Origin of the sequence: uncultured Ramlibacter sp. (genome assembly GCF_936925435.1) — a bacterium.
GTDB lineage: Bacteria > Pseudomonadota > Gammaproteobacteria > Burkholderiales > Burkholderiaceae_C > Ramlibacter.
This window is the reverse complement of record NZ_CAKZHQ010000045.1, coordinates 25,666-49,233: the sequence shown is the minus strand read 5'-3', so window position 1 is coordinate 49,233 and position 23,568 is coordinate 25,666. Positions and strand designations below refer to the sequence as shown.

21 protein-coding genes are annotated in these 23,568 nt (G+C 68.7%); 6 read left to right on the top strand and 15 right to left on the bottom strand.

Features of this window, described 5'->3' with window-relative positions; translation table 11 throughout:
• Positions 1–2: 2 nt before the first annotated feature.
• The 3 genes from rplX to Q0632_RS17365 form a co-directional block, all read right to left on the bottom strand.
• Positions 3–320 carry a 50S ribosomal protein L24 gene (gene rplX, locus Q0632_RS17375; protein ID WP_298932532.1) on the bottom strand — a complete coding sequence of 106 codons (318 nt, stop codon included), beginning with the start codon at positions 318–320 and terminating at the stop codon, positions 3–5.
• Positions 321–331: 11 nt separating this feature from the next.
• Positions 332–700 (bottom strand): 50S ribosomal protein L14, encoded by a 369-nt coding sequence (gene rplN, locus Q0632_RS17370; protein WP_298932530.1) that lies wholly within the window; start codon positions 698–700, stop codon positions 332–334.
• A 186-nt stretch (positions 701–886) separates the two neighbouring features.
• Complete coding sequence (locus Q0632_RS17365) at positions 887–2,491, bottom strand: glycerol-3-phosphate dehydrogenase/oxidase (RefSeq protein WP_298932526.1); 1,605 nt, start codon at positions 2,489–2,491, stop codon at positions 887–889.
• Between the two features lie 69 nt (positions 2,492–2,560).
• Between Q0632_RS17365 and proC the strand changes: the two genes are divergently transcribed.
• Positions 2,561–3,418, top strand: a complete 858-nt coding sequence (gene proC, locus Q0632_RS17360; protein WP_298932524.1) for a pyrroline-5-carboxylate reductase — start codon at positions 2,561–2,563, stop codon at positions 3,416–3,418.
• Here proC and ubiA read toward each other — a convergent pair.
• From ubiA to recG, 5 genes are all read right to left on the bottom strand, one after another.
• On the bottom strand, positions 3,415–4,272 hold the full coding sequence (ubiA, locus tag Q0632_RS17355; RefSeq protein ID WP_298932522.1) for a 4-hydroxybenzoate octaprenyltransferase: 858 nt from the start codon (positions 4,270–4,272) through the stop codon (positions 3,415–3,417). The genes proC and ubiA overlap by 4 nt on opposite strands.
• Before the next feature lie 5 nt (positions 4,273–4,277).
• Positions 4,278–5,186 carry a Dyp-type peroxidase gene (locus Q0632_RS17350; RefSeq protein ID WP_298932520.1) on the bottom strand — a complete coding sequence of 303 codons (909 nt, stop codon included), beginning with the start codon at positions 5,184–5,186 and terminating at the stop codon, positions 4,278–4,280.
• Between the two features lie 10 nt (positions 5,187–5,196).
• Positions 5,197–5,673, bottom strand: coding sequence for a hypothetical protein (locus tag Q0632_RS17345; protein ID WP_298932518.1), 477 nt, complete (start codon positions 5,671–5,673; stop codon positions 5,197–5,199).
• Between the two features lie 89 nt (positions 5,674–5,762).
• Complete coding sequence (locus Q0632_RS17340) at positions 5,763–6,716, bottom strand: LysR substrate-binding domain-containing protein (RefSeq protein ID WP_298932516.1); 954 nt, start codon at positions 6,714–6,716, stop codon at positions 5,763–5,765.
• A gap of 4 nt (positions 6,717–6,720) precedes the next feature.
• Positions 6,721–8,796: an ATP-dependent DNA helicase RecG gene (recG, locus tag Q0632_RS17335; RefSeq protein WP_298932514.1), complete on the bottom strand. Its 2,076-nt coding sequence runs from the start codon at positions 8,794–8,796 to the stop codon at positions 6,721–6,723.
• A 59-nt stretch (positions 8,797–8,855) separates the two neighbouring features.
• Between recG and queA the strand changes: the two genes are divergently transcribed.
• Complete coding sequence (gene queA, locus Q0632_RS17330; RefSeq protein ID WP_298932511.1) at positions 8,856–9,905, top strand: tRNA preQ1(34) S-adenosylmethionine ribosyltransferase-isomerase QueA; 1,050 nt, start codon at positions 8,856–8,858, stop codon at positions 9,903–9,905.
• Positions 9,906–9,909: 4 nt separating this feature from the next.
• Positions 9,910–11,070, top strand: coding sequence for a tRNA guanosine(34) transglycosylase Tgt (tgt, locus tag Q0632_RS17325; protein WP_298932509.1), 1,161 nt, complete (start codon positions 9,910–9,912; stop codon positions 11,068–11,070).
• Between the two features lie 4 nt (positions 11,071–11,074).
• Here tgt and Q0632_RS17320 read toward each other — a convergent pair whose 3' ends face one another.
• Positions 11,075–12,970 (bottom strand): MFS transporter, encoded by a 1,896-nt coding sequence (locus tag Q0632_RS17320; protein WP_298932507.1) that lies wholly within the window; start codon positions 12,968–12,970, stop codon positions 11,075–11,077.
• A gap of 111 nt (positions 12,971–13,081) precedes the next feature.
• On the opposite strand from Q0632_RS17320, the gene Q0632_RS17315 reads away from it, so the two are divergent.
• The 3 genes from Q0632_RS17315 (at position 13,082) to Q0632_RS17305 (ending at position 15,532) form a co-directional block, all read left to right on the top strand.
• Positions 13,082–13,306, top strand: a complete 225-nt coding sequence (locus tag Q0632_RS17315) for a cysteine-rich CWC family protein (RefSeq protein ID WP_298932505.1) — start codon at positions 13,082–13,084, stop codon at positions 13,304–13,306.
• Positions 13,307–13,371: 65 nt separating this feature from the next.
• Positions 13,372–14,766, top strand: coding sequence for an MFS transporter (locus Q0632_RS17310; protein WP_298932625.1), 1,395 nt, complete (start codon positions 13,372–13,374; stop codon positions 14,764–14,766).
• A 4-nt stretch (positions 14,767–14,770) separates the two neighbouring features.
• Positions 14,771–15,532 carry a class II glutamine amidotransferase gene (locus tag Q0632_RS17305; RefSeq protein ID WP_298932503.1) on the top strand — a complete coding sequence of 254 codons (762 nt, stop codon included), beginning with the start codon at positions 14,771–14,773 and terminating at the stop codon, positions 15,530–15,532.
• A 51-nt stretch (positions 15,533–15,583) separates the two neighbouring features.
• Here Q0632_RS17305 and gshB read toward each other — a convergent pair whose 3' ends face one another.
• From gshB to Q0632_RS17275, 6 genes are read right to left on the bottom strand one after another with little or no spacing between them, the layout of a single operon-like run.
• The gene (gshB, locus tag Q0632_RS17300; protein WP_298932501.1) at positions 15,584–16,534 is read right to left on the bottom strand and encodes a glutathione synthase; all 951 of its coding nucleotides are present in this window, start codon (positions 16,532–16,534) and stop codon (positions 15,584–15,586) included.
• Positions 16,534–17,718, bottom strand: coding sequence for a benzoate/H(+) symporter BenE family transporter (locus tag Q0632_RS17295; RefSeq protein WP_298932499.1), 1,185 nt, complete (start codon positions 17,716–17,718; stop codon positions 16,534–16,536). The genes gshB and Q0632_RS17295 overlap by 1 nt, the downstream gene beginning before the upstream one ends.
• Positions 17,719–17,730: 12 nt before the next feature.
• Positions 17,731–19,761, bottom strand: coding sequence for a hypothetical protein (locus Q0632_RS17290; protein ID WP_298932497.1), 2,031 nt, complete (start codon positions 19,759–19,761; stop codon positions 17,731–17,733).
• Between the two features lie 35 nt (positions 19,762–19,796).
• Entirely contained in the window at positions 19,797–20,159 is a 363-nt protein-coding gene (locus Q0632_RS17285; protein ID WP_298932495.1) for an STAS/SEC14 domain-containing protein, read from the bottom strand.
• A 51-nt stretch (positions 20,160–20,210) separates the two neighbouring features.
• Positions 20,211–22,694 (bottom strand): branched-chain amino acid ABC transporter ATP-binding protein/permease, encoded by a 2,484-nt coding sequence (locus Q0632_RS17280; RefSeq protein WP_298932493.1) that lies wholly within the window; start codon positions 22,692–22,694, stop codon positions 20,211–20,213.
• Complete coding sequence (locus Q0632_RS17275; protein WP_298932490.1) at positions 22,691–23,566, bottom strand: branched-chain amino acid ABC transporter permease; 876 nt, start codon at positions 23,564–23,566, stop codon at positions 22,691–22,693. The genes Q0632_RS17280 and Q0632_RS17275 overlap by 4 nt, the downstream gene beginning before the upstream one ends.
• Positions 23,567–23,568 lie beyond the last annotated feature (2 nt).

The window sequence follows — 23,568 nt, the reverse complement described above, 5'->3', positions numbered from 1 at the left end:
GGTCATGCCACCTTGATTTCTTCGCCGCTGGACTTGAACACGCGAACGCGCTTGTCGCCATCGGTCTTGATACCCACGCGGTCAGCCTTGCCGGTGGCGGCGTTGAAGATCGCCACGTTGGACTGGTGAATCGGCATGGTCTTCTCGACGATGCCACCGGTGGCGCCCTTGAGGGGGTTCGGCTTGGTGTGCTTCTTCACCAGGTTGATGCCCTCGACCAGCAGGTGAGAGTCATCCTTGCGCAACGTGACCTTGCCACGCTTGCCTTTGTCACGGCCTGCGAGCACGATGACCTCGTCGCCTTTGCGAATCTTGTTCATGACGCGTCCTCTTACAGAACTTCAGGAGCCAGAGACACGATCTTCATGAACTTCTCGGTGCGCAGCTCGCGCGTGACCGGTCCGAAGATGCGGGTGCCAATGGGCTCCAGCTTGTTATTGAGCAGCACGGCGGCATTGCCGTCGAACTTGACCAGCGAGCCGTCGCTGCGGCGGATGCCCTTGGCGGTGCGGACAACCACAGCGCTGTAGATCTCGCCCTTCTTGACGCGACCGCGCGGAGCAGCTTCTTTGATGCTCACCTTGATGACATCGCCGACGCTGGCGTAGCGACGCTTGGAGCCGCCCAGCACCTTGATGCAAAGGACGGACTTCGCGCCGGTGTTATCGGCGACTTCGAGTCGAGATTCAGTTTGGATCATTTTTCAATATTCCCAACTTGTACCCAATGCCGCGGACAGTCCACAGCTTCAGGTCAGTCTTGGGCCCGCCGTCCACGCCATGAACCACTCATGACGCTTCCGCTGGGCAGAAGTTGGAAGCTCTTTCGAGTTTCCTGCACCTTTGATTAGCGCAGCCCGCAATTATGGCAGCTTGGCTGGCGGTCGTCAAGCGCCTTGTTCGGGCAAAGCCAAATACAGCTTGACCAACTCGCCAAAAGCCTCTGCGCGCGGGTCGGCGCCAGTCTCTTTGCGCAGGATGGCGCCCACCGCATCTGCCAGCGAGCCGGCCAGCCGGGCGTCCAGAAACAGCATCCGGCAGCGCCGGGCCAGGACGTCTTCCACCGTCCGGGCGTACTCGCTACGGGCAGCAAACCGGACCATGGCCTCGGTCAGGCCCCCACCCAGATGGCGGTCGGCCCCCGGCAGGCCAGCCACGACAGCCGCCTCGCTGCCATAGGAATGCAGGCCCTGCGCCGCGCTGAGGGGGCCAGGCTGGCCACTCAAATGTTCGCTGCCGATCAGCTTCAAGTTGGTGGTCACTCCCGCAGCATGCCGTTCCAGAAGACGACTGGTGAAGCATTTCTCCAGAACATCCTCGGCCATGGCCCGGTAGGTGGTCCATTTGCCGCCGGTGACGGTGACCATGCCGGAACGGCTGACCAGGACGGTGTGCTCGCGGCTCAGGCCCTTGGTGTTCTCGCCGTCGTCGTCAGGCGGCTTGACCAGGGGGCGCAGGCCCACCCAGATGCTGCGGATGTCCTCGGGACGCGGCGCCCGACTCAGGTAGCGGGCCGACTCGCCCAGGATGAAGTCCAGTTCTTCCTTGAAGGGCCGGGGTTCGCGCGCCAGATCGCCGCGCGGCGTGTCCGTGGTGCCCAGGATGATTTTGCCCAGCCAGGGGACGCCGAACAGCACGCGGCCGTCCGCCGTCTTGGGCACCATCAGGGCGTGGTCACCGGGCAGGAACTCGCGGTCGACCACGATGTGCACGCCCTGGCTGGGCGCCACCATGGGCCGCACGGGACGGGCGATGGCCTCGCCGTCCTTCTGGCGGAATTCATCCACCCAGACGCCGGCAGCGTTGATCACGCAGCGGGCCTTCAATTCAAAGGTCCGGCCGCTCTCACTGTCCTGGCAGCGCAGGCCGGCCACCTTGCCGCCTTCGTGCACCAGGCCAGTGGCCGGGCAGTAATTGACCAGCAGCGCGCCGCGGGCCGCTGCCGTGCGGGCCAGGGCCAGGGCCAGCCTGGCGTCGTCGAACTGGCCGTCCCAGTACTTCACCCCGCCCTTGAGCCCCTCGGGCCGCGCCGTCGGCAGGCATTCCAGAGTCCGCTCGCGGCCCAGGAATTCGGTGGCGCCCAGGCCGGCCTTGCCTGCCAGCGCGTCGTACAGCTTCAGGCCGATGCCGTAGAACGGCGTCTCCCAAAATTTGTAGGAAGGCATGACGAAGGGCAGCGGCTGGGCCAGGTGCGGCGCGTTGTGCAGCAGCGTGGTGCGCTCGTGCAGCGCTTCGCGCACCAGGGCCACATTGCCCTGGGCCAGGTAGCGCACGCCACCGTGAACCAGCTTGGTGGCCCGGGACGATGTGCCGCTGGCAAAGTCGTGCGACTCGACCAGCACCACCGAGAAGCCGCGGGCTGCCGCATCCAGCGCCACGCCCAGGCCGGTGGCGCCGCCGCCAATGATGGCCACGTCATACGTGACGGGCCGTGCCAGCCGCTCCAGCAGATCCTGCCGGCCAGCCCCTGGAATTTCTTGTTGTTGTGTCATCAAATCAGTGTGGAATGCTGCCCTGCCTATTGTCGGTCCGATTGCCGGCGCCTCGGGGACAATGGCAGCATGAACACTCTACGGACATCCGCTACTTCCAGCCGGGCCGCGGCCGATCTGCCGCCGGTCGCCTTCATCGGCGGCGGCAACATGGCCAGCGCCATCATCGGCGGCCTGGCCGCCCAAGGCATGCCGCTGGAGCGCATCCACGTGGTCGAGCCCTTCGACGCCGCCCGTGCGCAATTGCAAAGCAAGCTGGGCGTGACGGCCAAGGCGGCCGCCGGCGAGGACCTTCGCGCCTGCCACACGGTGGTCTGGGCGGTCAAGCCGCAGAGCTTTCGCGAAGCCGCCCAGACCGTGGCGCCCTTCACCGGTTCGGCCCTGCACCTGAGCGTGGCCGCCGGCATCCGCAGCGACAGCATCAGCGGCTGGCTGGGCACGCAACGCGTGGTGCGCGGCATGCCCAACACGCCGGCCCTGGTCGGCGCGGGCATGACCGGCCTGTACGCCGGCGCCGGCGTCTCCGAGGCCGACCGCAGCCACGTCGATGTCCTGCTGTCGTCCACCGGCCAGCGCCTGTGGTTCGACCAGGAGCGCCAGCTCGACGCGGTGACCGCGCTGTCCGGCTCGGGCCCGGCCTATGTCTTCTACTTCCTGGAGGCCATGGTGCAAGGCGGCGTCGAGATGGGCCTGACGCCGGACCAGGCACGCCAGCTGGCCGTGGCCACTTTCGCCGGCGCCACCGCCCTGGCCGCCGCGTCGGACGACCCGCTGCAGGAGATGCGCCAGCGCGTCACCTCCAAGGGCGGCACCACCTATGCGGCCATCACCTCGCTGGAGGCCGACGGCGTGCAGCAGGCCTTCGTCAAGGCTGTGCATGCGGCGCAACAGCGCGCCAAGGAACTGGGCGACGAGTTCGGAACCTAAAGTTGCGTGTAGCCGGCCACCACGCCGGCGAACACGGTGAACCCCAGCCAGTGGTTCAGGCGGAAGGCCTGGAAGCAGCCTTCGCGGCTGCGCCCGCGGATCAGTGTGTAGTGCCACAGGGCCTGCGCCGCAGCCAGGCCGATTGCTATCAAAAAGAGGGCTGAGGAGCGAAGATCGCCAGGGGCCAGAGCCCAGATCGCCAGGTAAATGGCATAACTGAGCATGACCACGGCCAGATCGGCCCGGCCCAGCGTGATGGCCGAGGTCTTCATGCCAATGCGCAGGTCGTCGTCGCGGTCCACCATGGCGTACTCGGTGTCGTAGGCCAGCACCCAGAACAGGTTGCCCAGCAGCAGCAGCCAGGCCAGCGGCGGCACGCGCGACTGCACGGCGGCAAAGGCCATGGGGATGCCGAAGCTGAAGGCCACGCCCAGCACCGCCTGCGGCATGGAGACGAAGCGCTTGGCATAGGGATAGGCCAGGGCGATGGCCAGGGCGGCGAACGACCAAATGATGGTCACGCTGTTGGTGGTCAGCACCAGCGCGAAGGCCAGCAGGGCCAGCACGGCGCCCAGCAGCAAGGCTTCTTTCACCGACACCGCGCCGCTGGTCACAGGCCGGTTCGCCGTGCGCTTGACGTGGCGGTCGAAGTCGCGGTCGGCCACGTCGTTGACGCAGCAGCCGGCGCTGCGCATGAGGATGGTGCCCAGGGTGAAGACCGCGATCAGCTTCCAGCCCGGAAAGCCGTGGGTGGCGATCCACAAGGCGCTGAGCGTGGGCCACAGCAACAGCAACCAGCCGGCCGGCCGGTTCCAGCGGACGAGGTCCAGGTAGAGCGCAAGCCTTGCGCGCATCGCCCTCAGACGCCGATCTGGCGCAGGTCGAGCTTGCCGTCCCGCATCGGCGGGCACCAGAAGTAGGCGCCGGTCACGGGCTTGGAGATCGCGAACATGGCATCGGTGATGCCGTCTTCCTGGCCGGCCATGCGCTTGATCTGCGCCTCGAAGGCGTAGAAGGACTTGCCGAAGGCCACGAACATCAGGCCGGCCTGCATGCTCATCATCCAGGGCATGGAGCGGCGCAGCAGGAAGGCCTCGGGATCGAAGCTCTCCTGCGCCGTGCGCTTGACGTGCGACGAGGTGGGCGAATCCTCCAGCTCGAAGTTGTCGCTGCGGCGCCGTCCGAAGTGGTTGTCCTGGTCCTCGCTGGCCAGGGCGTCGAAGGCGTCCAGGTCGTGCAGCCACTGCTGGACGGCGACATAGCTGGAGCCGTCGATGCCCTCGCCCTGGCCGTGGGCCAGAGCGGCTTCCTCTGCGGCTTCGCCGCTGGGGTTCTCGGTGCCGTCCTCGTAGCCGGTCAGGTCCTTGCCATGGCCGCTGTCGCTCAGCGCATGGCGGAAAGCGTCGACCACGTGGCGCACGCCAAAAGCCGGCGCCAGCGCCTTTTGCACCTTGCGCGTCAGGTGCAGCAGGTCGCCCAGGTCATCACCACGCACCCAGCACCACAGCACGCCCGGGGTGGACGGCACCTTGACGCCGTGGCCGGACAGCGCGGGAAACTCGTGCAGACCGGGGACGCTGGCGCCCAGGGCCGCCACCAGCGAGGGCCCGAGGCCGACGACGACGTCGCTGCCGTTGGCCAGCGGCGAGAGCCGGCACAGCGCCTCCCTGATGGCGGGGACACCGCCGGCCTGGTCATTCAGGGCAAACAGGACATAGCGTGCCACGGCGGGCACGGACTCCAGGATTCCGGGTTGGGCGAGAGACATGCCCCCGATGTTAAGGGCCGTTGGACTTGGGCGCCCACAGACCGGCGCGGCCCAGCACGCCGTGCAGCTGGAGGGGATCACGCCCGACCAGCATCTGGCTGCCCGCGACCGTTGCCGGCACGGCGGGCAAGCCCAGCATGTTGAAGGCGTCGCGCGCCATACCGCCGGCTGAAACGTCCATCACCTCCATGCCGGCAACGGCCCCTGCGCGCACATCCTCCACCGCGCCCAGGCACAGCGGGCAGCCGCTGCCGACAAAAACCACGACGTTATTGCGCCCCAGCGGCAGGTTGTCGCGGCGGTCCAGGATGTAGGCGCCGGTGTTGACCACGCCCCCCGGCAGGATGACGACGCCGCCGGGCGCCGTCTGGGGGTTGCGGCCCAACAGCCGGTCCCAGAAACCCTGGGCAGCCGCCGGCTGGACCGACGCGGCTGCGGACAGCAGGAACAGCAACGAAGCGGCAAGGCGGGGGACGGTGCGTGGCATGGCGGTCTCCAGGGGAGTGTCAAACCATGTTAGCGCGCGGCCTGCGCCGCGGGTTGACGGCGTAACGCAAGGCTACGGTAAAGACCGCCTCAGGACAGGCGGATCACGCCGGGCAGCTCGCAGGCGTAGATCGAGTTGCGCAGGGCCGCAATGGCCTCATAGCGGGTGAAGCTGCGGCGCCAGGCCAGCACCACGCGGCGGGTCGGCGGGTCGCCGTCGAAGGGCACATAGCGCACATAGGCCTCGTCGTCGCTGCGGCGCTTGGGCTTGGCGTCCATCGCGCCCTTGGGCACCGACAGCCGCGGCACCAGGGTCACGCCCATGCCGGCGGCCACCATGTGTTTGATGGTCTCCAGCGATGAGCCCTCGAAGCTCTTGCGGATGCCCTCGGCGTTGCTGGAAAAGCGCGCGAACTCGGGGCAGACCTCGAGCACGTGGTCGCGAAAGCAGTGGCCCGTGCCCAGCAGCAGCATGGTCTCGCTCTTGAGCTCCTGCGAGGTGATGGTCTTGCGCGCCGCGAAAGCATGGCTGGCCGGCACGGCCGCCAGGAAGGGCTCGTCGTACAGCGGCGCCATCGCCAGGCCGGTGTCGGGAAAGGGCTCGGCCATGATGGCGCAGTCGATCTCGCCGGTGCGCAGCATCTCCAGCAGGCGCACGGTGAAGTTCTCCTGCAGCATCAGCGGCATCTGCGGGTTGCGGTCGATCGCCTGGCGCACCAGGTCGGGCAGCAGGTAGGGACCGATGGTGTAGATCACGCCCAGCTTGAGCGGTCCGGCCAGCGGGTCCTTGCCGCGCTTGGCGATCTCCTTGATGCTGGCCGCCTGCTCCAGCACGCTCTGGGCCTGGCGCACGATGTCCTCGCCCAGCGGAGTGACCGTCACCTCGTTGGCGCTGCGCTCGAACAGCTTGACCTCCAGTTCCTCTTCCAGCTTCTTGATCGCCACCGACAGCGTGGGCTGCGAGACGTAGCAGGCCTCGGCCGCCTTGCCGAAATGCTTCTCGCGCGCGACGGCGACGATGTATTTGAGTTCGGTCAGGGTCATGGCTCTAGGCTTTCAGGAACTCGGATTTTCCTCCCAACCAGCGTGCCGTGTGCTTGCGGGCCAATTCGGGGTGCTCGTCGAGCATGGCAGGCGCCAGCGCGCGCGCCCATTCCAGCAGATGGCCGTCGGTGGCCAGGTCGGCAAAGCGCAGCAGGGGGGCGCCCGACTGGCGCGCGCCCAGGAACTCGCCGGGACCGCGGATGTCCAGGTCGCGCCGGGCGATCTCGAAGCCGTCGGCGGTTTCCGCCATGGCCTTCAGGCGCGCACGCGCCGTCTCGCCCAGGCGGCCGTTGTCGCCGGCGGCGTACAGCAGCACGCAGGCCGAGGCCGCTGCGCCCCGGCCGACGCGGCCGCGCAGCTGGTGCAGCTGCGACAGGCCGAAGCGCTCGGCGTGCTCGATCACCATCAGCGAGGCGTTGGGCACGTCGACGCCGACTTCGATCACGGTGGTGGACACCAGCACGCCCATCTGGCCACCGTTGAACAGCGCCATCACCGTCTTCTTTTCCGCCACCGGCATGCGCGAGTGCAGCAGGCCCACCATGACGCCGGGCAAGGCGGCGCTCAAGGCCTCATGGGTGGCCGTGGCATTGGTCAGGTCCAGCGCCTCGCTCTCCTCGATCAGCGGGCAGACCCAATAGACCTGGCGGCCTTGCGCCAGCTGGGCGCGGATGCGCTCGGTCACCTCGTCGCGCCGGCTGTCGGCCACCAGCTTGGTCACCACCGGCGTGCGGCCCGGCGGCAGTTCGTCGAGGGTCGAGACATCGAGGTCGGCGTAGTAGCTCATGGCCAGGGTGCGCGGGATGGGCGTGGCCGACATCATGAGAAGGTGGGGCTCGCGCTGCGCACCGGCCACCGGCTGCATCTTGGAACGCAGCGCCAGCCGCTGGGCGACACCGAAACGGTGCTGCTCGTCGATCACGGCCAGGGCCAGGGCCTTGAACCGCACCTGCTCCTGGATCACGGCATGGGTGCCCACCACCAGGGCGGCCTCGCCACTGGCGACCAGCTCCAGCATCTGCGTCCGCTCCTTTTTCTTCTGGCTGCCGGTCAGCCAAGCCACGCGCAGGCCGCGCGGCGCCAGCAGCGGCTCCAGCCAGCCAATGAGCTTGCGGAAATGCTGTTCCGCCAGGATCTCGGTGGGCGCCATCAGGGCGCACTGCCAGCCGGCATCGATGGACACCGCTGCGGCCAGCGCAGCCACCACGGTCTTGCCCGAGCCCACGTCGCCTTGCAGCAGGCGGTGCATGGGCACCTCGCGCCCCAGGTCGCGCGCGATCTCCTCGCAGACGCGCCGCTGCGCCGGCGTGAGCTGGAAAGGCAGGGCCGCCAGCAGTTGCTCCTGCAGGCCGCCCTGCTCGGCCAACAGGGCCGGGGCGCGCAGCATGGCACGCTCGCGCTTGCTTTGCAGCTGCGACAGCTGCTGCGCCAGCAACTCCTCGGCCTTCAGGCGCTGCCAGGCCGGGTGGCTGCGGTCTTCCAGCGCGGCGAGTGACACGTCAGGCGCGGGTTGATGCAAAAATGATAGCGCCTTTGGCAGATTCCACGGGGGCTCACGGCCGATTGAATAGGGAACATCGGCCGGAAAGCTATCCGAGAGGTCGGCCCGCCCCAAGCCACCCAACACCGCCTTGCGCAGGTAAGCCTGGGGCAGGCTCGCCACGGTTGGATAGACCGGCGTCAGCGCGCCAGGCAGCTCGCCGCTGGCGCTGCGGCAGGTGGGATGGACCATCTGCCAGCCCAGGAAGCCGCCCTTGAGCTCACCGCGGATGCGCAGGCGCGCGCCCACCGCCAGCGCCTTTTGCTGCGAGGGATAGAAGTTCAGGAAGCGCAGCTGGCAGGTGTCGCTGCCATCGTCGACCGTCACCAGCAGCTGGCGGCGCGGCCGGAAAGCGATCTCGCTGTGGGTGACCATGGCCTCGATCTGCACCGTCTCGCCCTCGCGCGCATCGCGCAGTTGCACGATGCGGGTCTCGTCCTCGTAGCGCAGCGGCAGGTGCAGGGCCAGGTCGATGTCGCGCGCCAGGCCCATCTTGAGCAAGGCTTTCTGCGGGGCGGACATCTCCTTGGCAACGGGCATGGGACAATTCTGCCCGCTCTTTCTTTTCCACTTGGAACGGGCTCGTCCAGCCCTCAAGCATGCGCAACTTCACTCTCGGCGACTTCGACTTCGCCCTCCCCCCCGAGCTGATCGCCCAGCACCCCGCAACCGAACGCAGCGGCTCGCGCCTGCTCGATGGCCGGGGCGCCACGCCCATCGACCGCATCTTCCGCGAGCTGCCCGGCCTGCTGGCGCCGGGCGACCTGCTGGTGTTCAACGACACGCGGGTGGTCAATGCCCGCCTGTTCGGTGAGAAGCCCACCGGCGGCAAGCTGGAACTGCTGGTCGAGCGGGTGGTGCAGGGCCGGGAAGTCGTGGCCCACATGAAGGTGAGCAAGAAGCCGCCGCTGGGCACGGTGCTGCAGATGGTGGGGGGCTTCACCGCAACCCTGGTGGGCCGCTGGCCGCAGGATGACGGCCCGCTGTTTCGCTTCGAGCTGAGTGCCGACCCCTACGCCTTGATGGAGCAGCACGGGCACGTGCCGCTGCCCCCGTACATCACGCACACAGATTCGGCAGACGATGCGCAGCGTTACCAGACCGTGTTCGCGCGCCATCCCGGCGCGGTGGCGGCACCAACGGCCGCCCTGCACTTCGACCAGGCCCTGCTCGATGCGCTGGAGGCGCGCGGCGTGCAGCGTGCCAGCGTCACCCTGCATGTGGGCGCCGGCACCTTCCAGCCGGTCAAGACCGAGAACATCGCCGAGCACCGCATGCACAGCGAGCGCTACCAGGTGCCTGAGGCGACGCAGGCCGCGCTGGCGCAGGTGCGCGCGCGCGGCGGCCGGGTGGTGGCCGTGGGCACGACCACGGTGCGCACGCTGGAGTCGTGGGCGCAGTCGGGCCAGGCCCAGGGCGACACCGCCATCTTCATCACGCCGGGTTTCCAGTTCCAGGTGGTGGATCGGCTGCTCACCAACTTCCACCTGCCCAAGTCCACCCTGATGATGCTGGTCAGCGCCTTTGCCGGCTACGACCGGGTGATGGACCTGTACCGCCACGCCATTGACCAGCGTTACCGCTTCTTCAGCTACGGCGACGCCATGCTGCTGGACCGCGCCGACGCAAGGCGCATGCGCGACAATTGACCCCATGCTGAAGTTTGATTTGTTGGGCACCGAAGGCCTGGCCCGGCGCGGCCGGCTGACCCTGAACCACGGTGTGGTGGAGACCCCCATCTTCATGCCGGTGGGCACCTATGGCACGGTCAAGGGCGTCACGCCCCAGTCCCTGCACGACATGGGCGCCCAGATCATCCTGGGCAACACCTTCCACCTGTGGATGCGGCCGGGCCTGGACGTGGTCCAGCAGTTCGGCGGCCTGCACCGCTTCGAGGGCTGGAACAAGCCCATCCTGACCGACTCAGGCGGCTTCCAGGTCTGGAGCCTGGGCGAGATGCGCAAGATCAGCGAGGAAGGCGTGAAGTTCGCCTCACCGGTCAACGGCGACCGCCTGTTCCTCACGCCCGAGATCTCGATGCAGATCCAGACGACGCTCAACAGCGACATCGTCATGCAGTTTGACGAGTGCACGCCCTACGACACCAAGGGCCACCTGACGACCGAGTCCGAGGCCCGCGTCTCGATGGAGTTGAGCCGGCGTTGGGCCGAACGTTGCAAGACGGAGTTCGCCCGGCTGGAAAACCCCAACGCCCTGTTCGGCATCGTCCAGGGCGGCATGTTCGAACACCTGCGCCAGGAGTCCCTGGACGCGCTGGTGGAGATGGATTTTCCCGGCTACGCCGTGGGCGGCGTCAGCGTCGGCGAGCCCAAGCCGGAGATGCTTCGCATCATGGCCCACACGCCGCAGCGCCTGCCGGCCCACAAGCCGCGCTACCTGATGGGCGTGGGCACGCCGGAAGATCTGGTCGAGGGCGTGGCCCAGGGCGTGGACATGTTCGACTGCGTCATGCCCACGCGCAACGCGCGCAACGGCCACCTGTTCACCCGTTTCGGTGACCTCAAGCTGCGCAACGCGCGGCACCGCAGCGACGAGCAGCCGCTGGACACCACCTGCACTTGCTACACCTGCAAGGGCACGACAGCGCCCGACGGCACGGTATCCGGTGGATTCAGTCGGGCCTACCTGCACCATCTGGAGCGCTGCGGCGAGATGCTGGCGCCCATGCTGGCCAGCATCCACAACCTGCACTACTACCTGAACCTGATGCGCGAAGTGCGCGCCGCGCTGGACGCCGGCGCCTTCGCGGCCTTTGTCCAGCAGTTCAAGCAGGACCGCGCCCGCGGCGTCTGAGGCATCAGGCTGCCAGCAGCCGCGCCACCTGCGAATGCAGGCCCTGCGGCTGCACGTCCTGCGCGCTCAGGGGCTCGCCGACGTTCAGACCGACCCGGTTGAACAGGCCTCGGCGAAACGGCCGCACCATGGCGCCGCCCTTCTCGATCCGGCTGAAGAATGAGCCCCACAGGTTGGTCAGGGCCATGGGCACGACGGGCGCGCCCTGGTGCTCCAGGATCTTCATGATGCCGCCCTTGAACTCCTGCAGCTGCCCGTCGCGCGTGATCGAGCCCTCCGGAAAGATCGCCAGCAGGTCGCCGTCCCGCAGCACCTGGGCGGCGCGCTGGATGGCCGCCTCGTACACGGCAGGATCCTCCTTTTGCGGCGCGATCGGGATGGCCTTGGCCAGGCGAAAGAACCAGCCCAGCACCGGCGTGCGGAAAATGCGGTGGTCCATGACAAAACAGATGGGCCGCGGGCTGGCCGCCATCAGCAGAACGGCATCGACAAAGCTCACGTGGTTGCACACCAGGATGGCCGCACCCGCCACCGGGATGTGCTCGTCGCCCTGCACCTTGAAGCGGTAGACCAGGCGCGACAGCACCCAGGCCACGAAACGCAGCAGGTATTCGGGCACCAGGGCGAAGATGTAGACGGCCACCAGCGCATTGGCCAGGCCGACCAGCAGGAAAATCTGCGCGATGCTCAGGCCGGCGTGCAGCAGCGCGCCGGCGATGACCGCGCTGGCGATCATGAACAAGGCGTTGAGGATGTTGTTGGCGGCGATGATGCGGGCCCGGTGCGTGGGCTGGGCGCGCAGCTGGATCAGCGCGTACATGGGCACGCTGTACAGGCCGGCGAACAGGCTGAGCAGGGCCAGGTCGGCCATCACCCGCCAGTGGGCCGGCACCGCCAGAAACTGCGCCAGGCTGAAGGCCGCGTCCGCCGGCAAGGCCAGGCCGCGCGAGGCAAAGCACAGATCGATCGCGAACACGCTCATGCCGATCGCGCCCAACGGCACCAGGCCGATCTCCACGTGGCGGCGCGACAGCACCTCGCACAGCAACGAACCCGTGCCGATGCCGACGGAAAACACCACCAGCAGCAGGGAAGCAACATGTTCGTCGCCGTGCAGCACCTCCTTGGCGAAGCTGGGGAACTGGCTGAGGAAGACCGAGCCGAAGAACCACATCCAGCTGATGCCCAGCAGCGAGCGGAACACCACCAGGTTGCCGTGCGCCAGCTTGAGGTTGCGCCAGGTCTCGGTGAAGGGGTTCCAGTTGATCTTCAGGCCCGGGTCGGTGGCCGGTGCCGGCGGAATGGCCTGCGCGGCCACCCGTCCGAGCAGCGCCAGCAGCACGCAGGCGATTCCCACGTCCCGGCGGCCGACCTCGGGGATGGCCACGATCAGGCCGCCGGCCACGCTGCCCAGCAGGATGGCCACGAAGGTGCCCATTTCCACCATGCCGTTGCCGCCCGTGAGCTCGCGCTCGTCCAGCACCTGCGGCAGGTAGGCGAATTTCACCGGCCCGAACAGGGTGGAGTGCAGGCCCATCAGAAAGGTGCAGGCCAGCAGCACGGCCACGTTGTCCAGCCAGAAGCCCGCCGCCGCGAACAGCATGATGGCGATCTCCAGGTTCTTGACGAAGCGGATCACCGCCGTCTTGTCGTGCTTGTCCGTGAGCTGGCCGCTGGTCGCCGAAAACAGCAGAAAGGGCAGGATGAACAGCGCGCCGATCACCAGGCCGGCCAGCGCCGGCGGCAGCCAGGCCACCTGCAGCTGGTAGGTCACCATCACGGTGAAGGCGAACTTGAACAGGTTGTCGTTGGCCGCGCCGGCAAACTGCGTCCAGAAAAACGGCGCGAACCGGCGCTGGCGCAGCAGCGCGAACTGGTTCGGGTGGCTGTTGTTGCCCATGCGGACCTCCTCCTGTTGTCGGATTGCGCTGTTCCGCCCGCATTCTGCCTGGATGGCCTGCGGCACCGTCGCGCCACCCCGGCGCGCTGGACGCGCGGCTAAACTGGCCGCATGACTGCCCCAGCCCCGGTCACCGACCCGCGCCATTGCCCGCTGTGCGGCCAGGCCAATGGCTGCGCCATGGAGGCGGCGCGCGTGACAGGTCAGGAGCAGCCGCCCTGCTGGTGCATGCAGGTGGATTTTCAGCGTGCGGTTCTGCTGCAGATCCCGAGCGCCGCGCGCGGCCTGGCCTGCATCTGCCGGGCCTGCGCCACGGCCGGGACGGCGGCCGCGTGAGCGACCCCTCCTCCAGCCTGCAGGCCCTGAGCGCGCGCTACGGCCCGCGCTACCGCTGGCTGCTGATGCTGTCGGTGATGGTCGGCACCATGGCCTCCATCATGTCCTCGACCATCATCAACGTCGCCATCCCGGGACTGAGCCAGCATTTCGTGCTGGGCCAGGAGCGAGTGCAGTGGGTCAGCTCCGGCTTCATGGTGGCGATGACGGTGGCCATGCTGACCACGCCCTGGCTGCTGGCGCGTTTCGGCTACCGCAAGACCTACCTGGGCACCATGGTGCTGCTGATGGCGGGCGGCATCGCCGGCGGCCTGGCCGACAACTTCAGCCTGGTGCTGGCGGCGCGCGTGGCCGAGGGCCTGGCGGCCGGCGCGGTGCAACCCATCCCGGCCATCATCATGATGCGGGCCTTCGAACCCAGCGAGCAGGGCAAGGCCGGCGGCCTGTTCGGCATGGGCGTGGTGCTGGCGCCGGCCATTGGCCCGAGCATAGGCGGCGTGCTGGTGGACTTGTTCGGCTGGCGCTCGATCTTCTTCATGGTCGTGCCCTTCTGCCTGACTGCGATCTGGCTGGCGCTGAAGTTCGTGCCCAGCAGCGCGCCTGGCGGTGAGGCGGCCGAGCGCGGCGCCGCGCTGGACTGGCGCGGCGCGCTGCTGGGCGCCGGTGGCACGCTGTGCCTGCTCAATGGCCTGGTCGAACTGCACGGCGACTCAATGCTGCAGGCCACGGCCCTGCTAGTGGCGGCGGCCGGCGCCCTGGTGACCTTCATCTGGTGGCAAAAGCGCATGCTCTCCAGCGGCCGCGAACCGCTGATGAACCTGCAGCTGTTCGGCCACCGCACCTTTGCCATGGGCAGCATCGTCTCCTTCATCTATGGCACGGCGCTGTTCGGCTCGACCTATCTGCTGCCGGTCTACATGCTGCTGGGCCTCAAGCTGTCGGCCTCGCACGTGGGCACCATCTTGCTGCCGGCCGGCCTGGTGCTGGCTTTCACCATCCCCGGCGTGGCGCGGATGACGAACCGCGTACCGACCTATGTGCTGGTGACCACCGGCCTGGTGCTTCTGGCAGCTTCGTTTGCGCTGATGCCGACCGTGGGGCTGTCGGCGTCGCTGGGCCTGCTGGTGGCCTGGGCCGTGCTGGGCCGCATCGGCCTGGGCTTCATCCTGCCCTCGCTCAACCTGGGCGCGCTGCGCTCGCTGGACAAGGACCTGGTGCCCTTCGGCGCCAGCGCCATCAGCTTCCTGCGCATGCTCGGCGGCGCGGCCGGCGTCAGCCTGTGCGGCATCGTGCTGGAGTGGCGACTCGCGGTGCACGGCGACTCGCTGGCCAACCCGGACACCAGTCCGGCGCGGCTGGCGGCCTTCAACGAATCCTTTTTCTTCCTCGCCGCGCTGTGCTGCCTGGCGATCGTGGCGGCCTGGCAGCTGCGACCGCAGCGCCCGGCCGCGGGACAATGACGCCATGTGCCAGCTTCTTGGAATGAATTGCAACACGCCGACCGACGTGACCTTCAGCTTCACCGGCTTTGCCCAGCGCGGCGGCCGCACCGACCACCATGCCGACGGCTGGGGCATCGCCTTCTTCGAGGGCCACGGGCTGCGCCACTTCGTCGATCCGGCGGCGGCCTTCGACTCGCCGGTGGCCGAGCTGATCCGCCGCTACCCGATCAAGAGCCGCAACGTCATCGCCCACATCCGCAAGGCCACCCAGGGCCAGGTGGCGCTGGAGAACTGCCACCCCTTCGTGCGCGAGCTGTGGGGCCGCTACTGGGTGTTCGCCCACAACGGCGACCTGAAGGACTTCCAGCCGCGCCTGCACGCGGGCTTCCGGCCGGTGGGCACGACCGACAGCGAGCGCGCCTTCTGCTGGATCATGCAGGAGATGGCCAAGTCGCATGCTTCCGTGCCCAGCGTGCACGAGCTGACCCTGACCCTGCGCGAGCTGGCGCCGCAGATCGCCAGGCACGGCACCTTCAACTTCATGCTGTCCAATGGCCAGGCCCTGTGGGCGCACTGCTCGACCAGCCTGTTCTTCGTCGAGCGCAAGCACCCTTTCGCCCACGCGCATCTGGCCGACGAAGACCTGTCGATCGACTTCGCCCGCAACACCACGCCGCAGGACAGGGTGGCCGTGGTGGTGACGGCGCCGCTGACCACGGACGAGACCTGGACCCAGTTTTCGCCGGGTGAGCTGCGGGTCTTCGTGGACGGCGTCAACGCCTGAAACGCTCCTGTTTCAGGAGCATCCCAGGTCCACTGGACGCTGGCTACAGGCCTATTTTGCCGAAATCGCCGCTTCCAGCGCATCGACGAACATGGCCGGCACGTCGAAGCCCGCCTGGTCGTGGATTTCCTGGAAGCAGGTCGGGCTGGTGACGTTGATCTCGGTGATGCTGCTGCCGATCACGTCCAGCCCCACCAGCAGCAGGCCGCGCGCCGCCAGCACCGGGCCCACGGCGTTCGCCAGCTCCAGGTCGCGCGCCGACAGCGGCTGGGCCACGCCCTTGCCACCGGCTGCCAGATTGCCGCGCACCTCGCTGCCCTGCGGGATGCGCGCCAGCGAAAACGGCACAGGCTTGCCGCCGATGATGAGGATGCGCTTGTCGCCGGCGGCGATCTCTGGCAGGAATTTCTGCACCATCAGGCTGGTGGCGCCGTCGCGGTTGAGCGTCTCGGTGATTGAGCCCAGGTTCAGGCCGTCGGCCTTGACCCGGTAGATGCCCATGCCGCCCATGCCGTCCAGGGGCTTGAGGATGATGTCGCCATGCTCGGCGTGAAAGCGCCGCACTTCATCGGCGCTGCGCGTGACCAGGGTCGGGCCGATGTACTGCGCGAACTCCATGATGGCCAGCTTTTCCGGATGGTCGCGCAGCGCCGCCGGTTTGTTGAAGACGCGCGCGCCCTCGCGCTCAGCCTGTTCCAGCAGGTGGGTGGCGTAAAAGTACTCGCTGTCGAACGGCGGGTCCTTGCGCATCAGCACGGCGTCGTAGTCCTTGAGCGCCTTGACCGGCGTGCCGGTCTCACGGAACCAGTCGTCGGCTTCGCCGGTGAGCGTGATCTCGCGCACCGCGGCCTGCACCAGGCCGCCGGAGCGCCAGGCGATGTCCTGCGGGCCGCAGGCGGCAATGCGGTGGCCGCGCCGCTGCGCCTCGCGCATCATCGAGAAGGTCGTGTCCTTGTAGGTCTTGAAGGATGCGAGCGGGTCGGCAATAAAGAGGATGTTCATCAGGATGCTTCTCTGGGACGCCGGTACTGTTGCACAAAAAGAGCGAGCGCGCCCGCGACCACGCCCCAAAACGCCGAACCGACTCCGGCTATTGCCACGCCGCTGAGCGTGACCAGGAAGGTGATGAGCGCGGCCTCGCGGTGCGCCTCCTCGCGCAGCGCCGTGGCCAGGCCACCACCGATGGTGCCCAGCAGGGCCAGGCCGGCGATGGCCACCACCAGCTCCTTGGGGAAGGCGGTGAGCACGCCGGTGACGGCCGTGCCGAAAACGCCGATCAGCACATAGAGAGCGCCGCAGCAGACGGCCGCGGTGTAGCGCCTGGCCGGATCTTCGTGGGCCTCGCGGCCCATGCAGATGGCGGCGGTGATGGCTGACAGGCACAGGGCAAAGGCGCCAAAGGGCGCCAGCAGCAGCATGGCCAGCCCAGTGACGGTGATCAGCTTCGAAATCGGCATCTGGTAGCCGGCGGCCTGGATGGCCGCCACACCCGGCAGGTTCTGCGAGGCCATGGTCACGACGAACAGCGGCAGCGCCAGGCTGGTGAGGGCGGCAAAGCTGAACTGCGGCATGGTGAACACCGGCATGGCCGGTGCGAACGTGACGCGCGACCATGCCATCTCGCCGCGCGCCGCCACGAACGCGATGGCCACCACCAGGGTCAGCACCACGGCATAGCGCGGTGCGGCGCGGCGTGCCACCAAGTAGGTGGCCAGCATCAGCAGCACCAGGGGCAAGGCGGTCTGGGCGGCAGCAAAGGCCTGCAGGCCAAAGCGCGCCAGCACGCCGGCCAGCAGGGCAGACGCAATCGCCATCGGGATGCGATTCATCAACTTCTCGAACCAGCCGGTGGCGCCGAACAGCACGATCAAGGCACCGCAGACCAGGAAGGCGCCCACGGCTTCGGCCATGGAAAAGCCGCCGGCCAGGCCGGCCGTGGCCAGCACCGCCGCGCCCGGCGTCGACCAGGCCACCATCACCGGCTTCTTGAGCACCAGCGAGGGAATGGCCGAACACAGGCCCATGCCCAGACCGAGCGCCCACATCCAGGAGGAGATCAGCTCCGGCGTGGCGTTGAAGGCCTGTGCCGCCTGGAAGACGATGGCGACCGAACTGGTGAAACCCACCAGCACGGCAACAAAGCCGGCGGTCAGGGCGGAAAGATTGACGTCGCGGAAAAAACCCATGGGGGGATTTTGTCAGCGCGCTGCCGCAGGTGTCGCTGGCTGGGTCAGCAGGCGCAGCGCAAACGGCAGCGGCCATTGCCCGTCCGCGCCGGCTGCGGCCTCGCTGCGCAGATCCAGCTGGGGCCAGGCGCGCGGGCCGGCCCAAAGGCTGTTGTTCGCCACGCGAGCGCAATGCGCCGGGTAGCTGTCGGCGCCGCCGAGATCGATGAACAGGCCCAGGGCCGGCAAAGTCTCCCGCGCGTTGCCCCACTCGTGCATGTAAGCGGCGCCCAGCGCACGGCATGTGGCCGACATGACGGTGTAGCGATCGTTCCCTGCGGCGTCGACAAAGATGCCGGTGCCGTTCGCGTGCGAGGTCCCCAGGCCCAACTGGCCGACGGCGTACTCATCGTGTCCGTCCTCGTCCACAAACACGCCAACCGACAGGTCGTTCGCGGCGCCCAGCGCCATCTCGTGGCTCGCGCGGTAGACGTCGTTGCCGGTGCCGCGCTTGAGGAGGATCCCTGCGGCGTGGTGCACGCCGGCGCCCATCGCGTACCAGGCCGCTTCGAAGTGGTCGTTGCCGCCGTCGTCCAGCAGCATGCCCAGGCCCTCGTGGTAGCCGACGCCTTGCGCGAAGACCTGCGCCTCATAGCGGTCGTTGCCCGCCAGGTCCAGCAGCATGCCGATCCCTCCGGCGGTGGAGCGCCCGTCGAAGAAGACCCCGCGCATTCCGTAACCGGCACCCTGCCCCATCGAGACGTTGTGGTCCGGCAACTGAGGAGAGGGCCGGACCAGCGGCACGTTGCCCAGCGTGTAACGGTCATCGCCGCCGGTATCAACCAGCACCGCGGCGCCCCCCGGGCCGCCCGTGGCCTGCGAGTAGGTTTGCGCGGTGAACGCGTCGTCGCCGCTGCCGCTGACCAGCACCGCCACACCGCCAATCGCGTGCGCCTGCGAATGGCTGCTTGCCGCGAAGCGGTTGCTGCCGCCGCCGTCGACCAGCAAGGCCGCGCCGAAGAGCGCGGACGCCTGCGCTTGCCCGGTTCCCTGGTAACGGTCGTCGCCTTCCGTGTCCCACAGGATGCCGTAGCCGAGCGTGGCGCTCGACGGGTCTGCGCCGGCAGCCGCCGTCGCATACCGGTCGTTGCCGCGGTGGTCCAGGAGCACGCTGATGGCATGGGTGTCGCCCGGGGCCAGGAATTCGTACTCGTCGTCGCCGCCCACGTCCAGCACCAACAGCGCATCTTTGAGCAGGTGGCGATTGTTCTGGCCGCTCGTGTCGACGACGATCCGGCCTAACGGTGTCTGCAGCGACCAGGCAAGCGAAGGCAGCGCCGCCTCGCTCTTCACGAAACGCTGCAGGCGTTCGACGGCGCCCACCAGATCGAGCATGCCGGCCAGGACGGCTTCATGCTCGATGAGCGGCAGCAATTGCCGGTAGTCCGGCATCTCGAACTGGGTGAGCTGGCCGTCCAGCGCCTGCCGGCGCAACAGTTGCGGCGTCACGCCCGGGGGAAAGCGTGCGAAAGCGCGCTGCAGGAACGCATGCGGCTGCGCCATGGCGGCGAGAACGCGTGCGAGTTCGTAGCGCAAGGGGCCACGCAGTTGTGCCTCGTCGGGCAACACCGGCACCCATCCAGCGCCCGCCGGCGTCGAAGCCATCCACGCAAGGCCTGCCGCCAGCGGGTCGGGCGCGGCGCCCAGCCGGGCTTCGATGGCGGCCATCCCGAAGTCGGCCGGGCGCTGCAGCCGCGCGCCAGAGAGCGCTCCCGCCCGGCCGATCAGTTCCCGCGGCGATCCCACCGCGCCCCGGAAGGAATCTCCCAACACGCCGGCGCGGTAGGGCGCAACCAGCGGCGCGGCCATCACGGCGCGAAAGAACGGCTGCTGCTGGCCGCGTGTCGGGGAGACGTCCAGGGCCACCAGGTCGGGGGCGCCGCGGCTGTTGGCGGCACCCGCCCGTTGCAGCAGTTCCGGCAGAGGCGGCCGGTCCTGCGTTTGTGCGCCTGCAGGCCCCGCCAAGGCGACGGAGAACAGCAGGGCGGCCAGAAGGCTATGCATCGGCCGCACTGTAGCAACACGGCCTGCAAAAGCCCCTACAGCGGCGCGATCAGCCACTCCACCGCGGAAGTGATTTCGGCGAAGACGCGCAGCTGCACGCCATGGGCCTGGGCGGTCTGCTCGCTGACGCGGGTGATCTTGTCCTCGGGCACCAGGGAGGCGATGCGCTCCAGGTGCGACAGGTGGCGAAAGACCAGCTCTCCCGCCCAGCGGTGGCTGTCGATGTCGAGCGTGCCGACGAAATCGGTCAGGTCGATCAGCAAGCGCTTGTCTCCGTGCTCACGGGTCTGCTCGGCGATGGCCATCACGATCTCCTGCGCCTCCTCGTGCGAGGCCAGGGCCGTGACCTGGGCCGCCGCCATCCTGGGCGAACGCGTGATGTTGAGACGAAATGCCATCTCTCCTCCTTGCGACCATGGTATCCCAGCGTGGCGGCGCCCCGATGAAAGTCAGCCCGCTCCGAGGTAAGCCCGCGCCAGCGTGCCATCGGCGGCGATTTCAGCGGCCGTGCCCTGCGCGACGATGCGGCCACCCTCGATGACATAGGCGCGGTCGGCCAGCGCCAGCGCCAGCGCCGCCATCTGGTCGACCAGCAGCACGGTGATGCCCTCCTGGCGCAGGCCATCGAGCGCGGCAAACAGGTCGGCGATGACCTTGGGCGCCAGGCCCAGCGAAGGCTCGTCCAGCAGCAGCAGGCGCGGCTGCGACATCAGGCCGCGCGCCACTGCCAGCATCTGCTGCTCGCCGCCGGACAGCAGGCCGGCGCGCTGCTGCAGGCGCTCGCGCAGGCGCGGAAAGCGCACCAACATCTGCTCGGTGCGCGCCTCGATGCCGCGGCCGTCGAGGAAGGCGCCCAGGCGCAGGTTGTCCAGCACACTCAGCTCGGGGAAGACCTGGCGGCCCTCGGGCACCAGGGCCAGGCCCTGGGCCACGATGCGTTCGGCCGGCAGCGCAGCGAGCTCCACCCCTGCCAGGTGGATGCCGCCCTGCACCGGCCGGTGCAAGCCGGCCAGCGCACGCATCAGCGTGGACTTGCCCGCACCGTTGGCGCCCAGCAGGGCCACCATCTCGCCGGGCCGCACGCTCAGCGAGATGCCATGCAATACCGGCCCGGCGCCATAGCCGGTGCGCAGCTCGCCGACGCCCAGCAGCTCGGTCGCGTCCTCGGCCAGGGGCGCACGGGCCTGCGCATTGCCCGACAGCTCCAGCGACTCGCCCAGGTAGGCGGCGCGCACGGCGGGGTTGGCCTGCACTGCGGCGACATCACCCACCGCCAGGCGCTGGCCGGCGTCGATCACCACCACGTGATGGGACACGCCCATCACCAGCTCCATGTCGTGCTCCACCAGCAGCACGCCGATGTCCTGCGCGGCGATGCGTTGGAGCAGCGCTGCAAGAGCGTCCTTGTCCTCGCGCGAGAGGCCGGCGGCCGGCTCGTCCAGCAGCAGCATGCGCGGCGAGGTGGCCAGCGCACGGGCGATCTCCACCAGGCGCCGGTCCACGTGCGCCAGATCGGCCGCCGGCGTTTCCAGCGCCCCCGCGTAGCCGCAAAAGGCCAGCAGCTGGGCGGCCCGCGCGCGCGTGGCGCCGGCGCGCAGCCGGGCCGCGCCCAGCAGCGGGCCCAGCGTGCCGCGGCCCAGGGCCAGCGACACGTTGTCCAGCACGCTCAGGCTGCCGAACAGCTGCGAGGTCTGGTAGCTGCGCGCGATGCCGGCACGCGCAATGCGAAAGGCCGGCAGGCCTTGCAAGGCCTGGGCGCCCAGCGCGAAGCCGCCCGAGGTCGGCGTGTAAAAGCCGCTGAGCATGTTCAGCGCCGTGGTCTTTCCGGCGCCGTTGGGGCCGATCAAGCTGGTGATGCGCCCGGGCTGGGCCTCGAAGGCCAGGCCCTGGACGGCGCGCACGCCGCCAAACTGCATGCCCAGGTCCTGCGCCACCAGGGCGGGGCCGGCTTCGGGCCGCAGCAGGGGCACATCGCCTGCCGCGGCGGGCAGTGCTTCGGCCTGGGGCTTGGGCCGCCACAGGCCGGCCGCGCCATTGGGCGCCACCCACAGCACGACCAGCAGCAAGGCACCGAACAACAGCAGCCGGTATTCCTCCAGGCTGGCCAGGACCTCGGGCAAGAGGCCGACGATGAGCGCGCCCACCAGCGGACCGGCCACCGAACCAGCGCCGCCGATCATCACCACCAGCACGAACAGGATGGACTGCAGAAAGCCAAAGGCCTGCGGCGTCACAAAGCCCGACAGCGGAGCAAACAAGCCGCCGGCCGCGCCGGCACAGGCGGCCGAGACGGCAAAGGCCACGGTCTTGACCACCAGCGGGCGCAGGCCCACCGACTCGGCCGCCGTTTCGCTGTCGCGCACCGCGCGCAGGGCCGCGCCCCAGGTGCCGCGAGAGAGCAGGGCAAACGCCACCAGCAGCGCCGCAGCCAGCAGCACGGCCAGCATGGCGGCAGCGCGCTCACCGCTGGCCAGGCCGAACAGCGAGGGCGCGGCCACGCCCATGATGCCGTTCTGGCCGCCGGTCAGGCCGCGCGCCTCGACGATGGCGTGCTCGATGATGAAACCAAAGGCGATGGTGATCATCGCCAGGTAAGGCCCGCGCGCGCGCAGCGCCGGCAGCGCCAGCAACGCACCCAGGGCCGAAGCAATCAGGGCCGCCAGCGGCCAGGCCGCCCAGAAACTCCAGCCGTACTTGCTGGTCAGGATGGCCACGGTGTAGGCGCCGACGGCGTAGAAGCCGACATGGCCGAACGAGACCTGGCCGCTCAGACCCAGCAGCACGTTCAGGCCGACGCCGACCGCGACCAGCAGGGCGACGTTGGCGATGACGAAGACGTAGTAGCCATTGACTTTGGTCAGCAGCGCCAGGGCCGCCAGGACGAGGACAGCCAGCGCCAGAGCCGGCGCGCGGGACAACAGGGAACGGCTCATACTTTGCGAAGCGTGGCGCGGCCGAACAGGCCATTGGGCCGCAAGGCCAGGGCAACGATCACCAGGGTGAAGGTCAGGATCTGGGTGTAGCCCGAGCCCAGGGTGGCGGTGATCAGGGCCTCGGCCGTGCCGAACAGCAAGCCGGCCAGCATCACGCCCCAGGCGCTGGTGATGCCGCCCAGGATGGCGACCGCAAAGGCTTTCAGGCCGAACAGCGTGCCCATGTCGGCATGCACGTTGTACAGCGGCGCGATCAGCACGCCGGCGATGCCGGCAAACAGCGCTGACAGCGCGAACGAGGCGGCGACGGCGCGCTTGATGGGGATGCCCATCAGGCGCGCTGCCTCACGGTTTTGCACCACGGCCAGCAGGGCCACGCCCCAGCGGGTGCGGCGCGAGACGGCGTGCAGCACACCGGCCAGCGCCAGGCCGACGACTGGGATCAGCAGTTGCAGCGGGTAGATGCCCAGCCCCATCTCGCCGAACTTCAGCGGCGTGACGGCCAGTGGGGAGGGCAGGCTGCGCGGCTCCTTGCCGAAGCTGAACATCACCAGGTTGTCCACCACGATGCCCAGGGCCACGGTGGCCATCAGCCAGGACTCGGAGCCGCGCCCGGCGAAAGGCCGCACCGCCAGCAACTCGACCAGCAGGCCGTACAGCGCGCACAGGCACAGGGCCAGAAGCGCCGACGCCAGCATGGGCCAGCCCAGGGTCTGGGCAAAAGCGAAGGTCAGCACCGCCCCGAGCATCATTGCGCTGCCCTGGGCGAAGTTGACCGTTCCCGAGACGGCATATGTGACATAGAAGCCCAGGGCCATCAGCCCGTACATGCTCCCGAGCCCCAGCCCGCTGATCCAGGCAGACAACAACATCG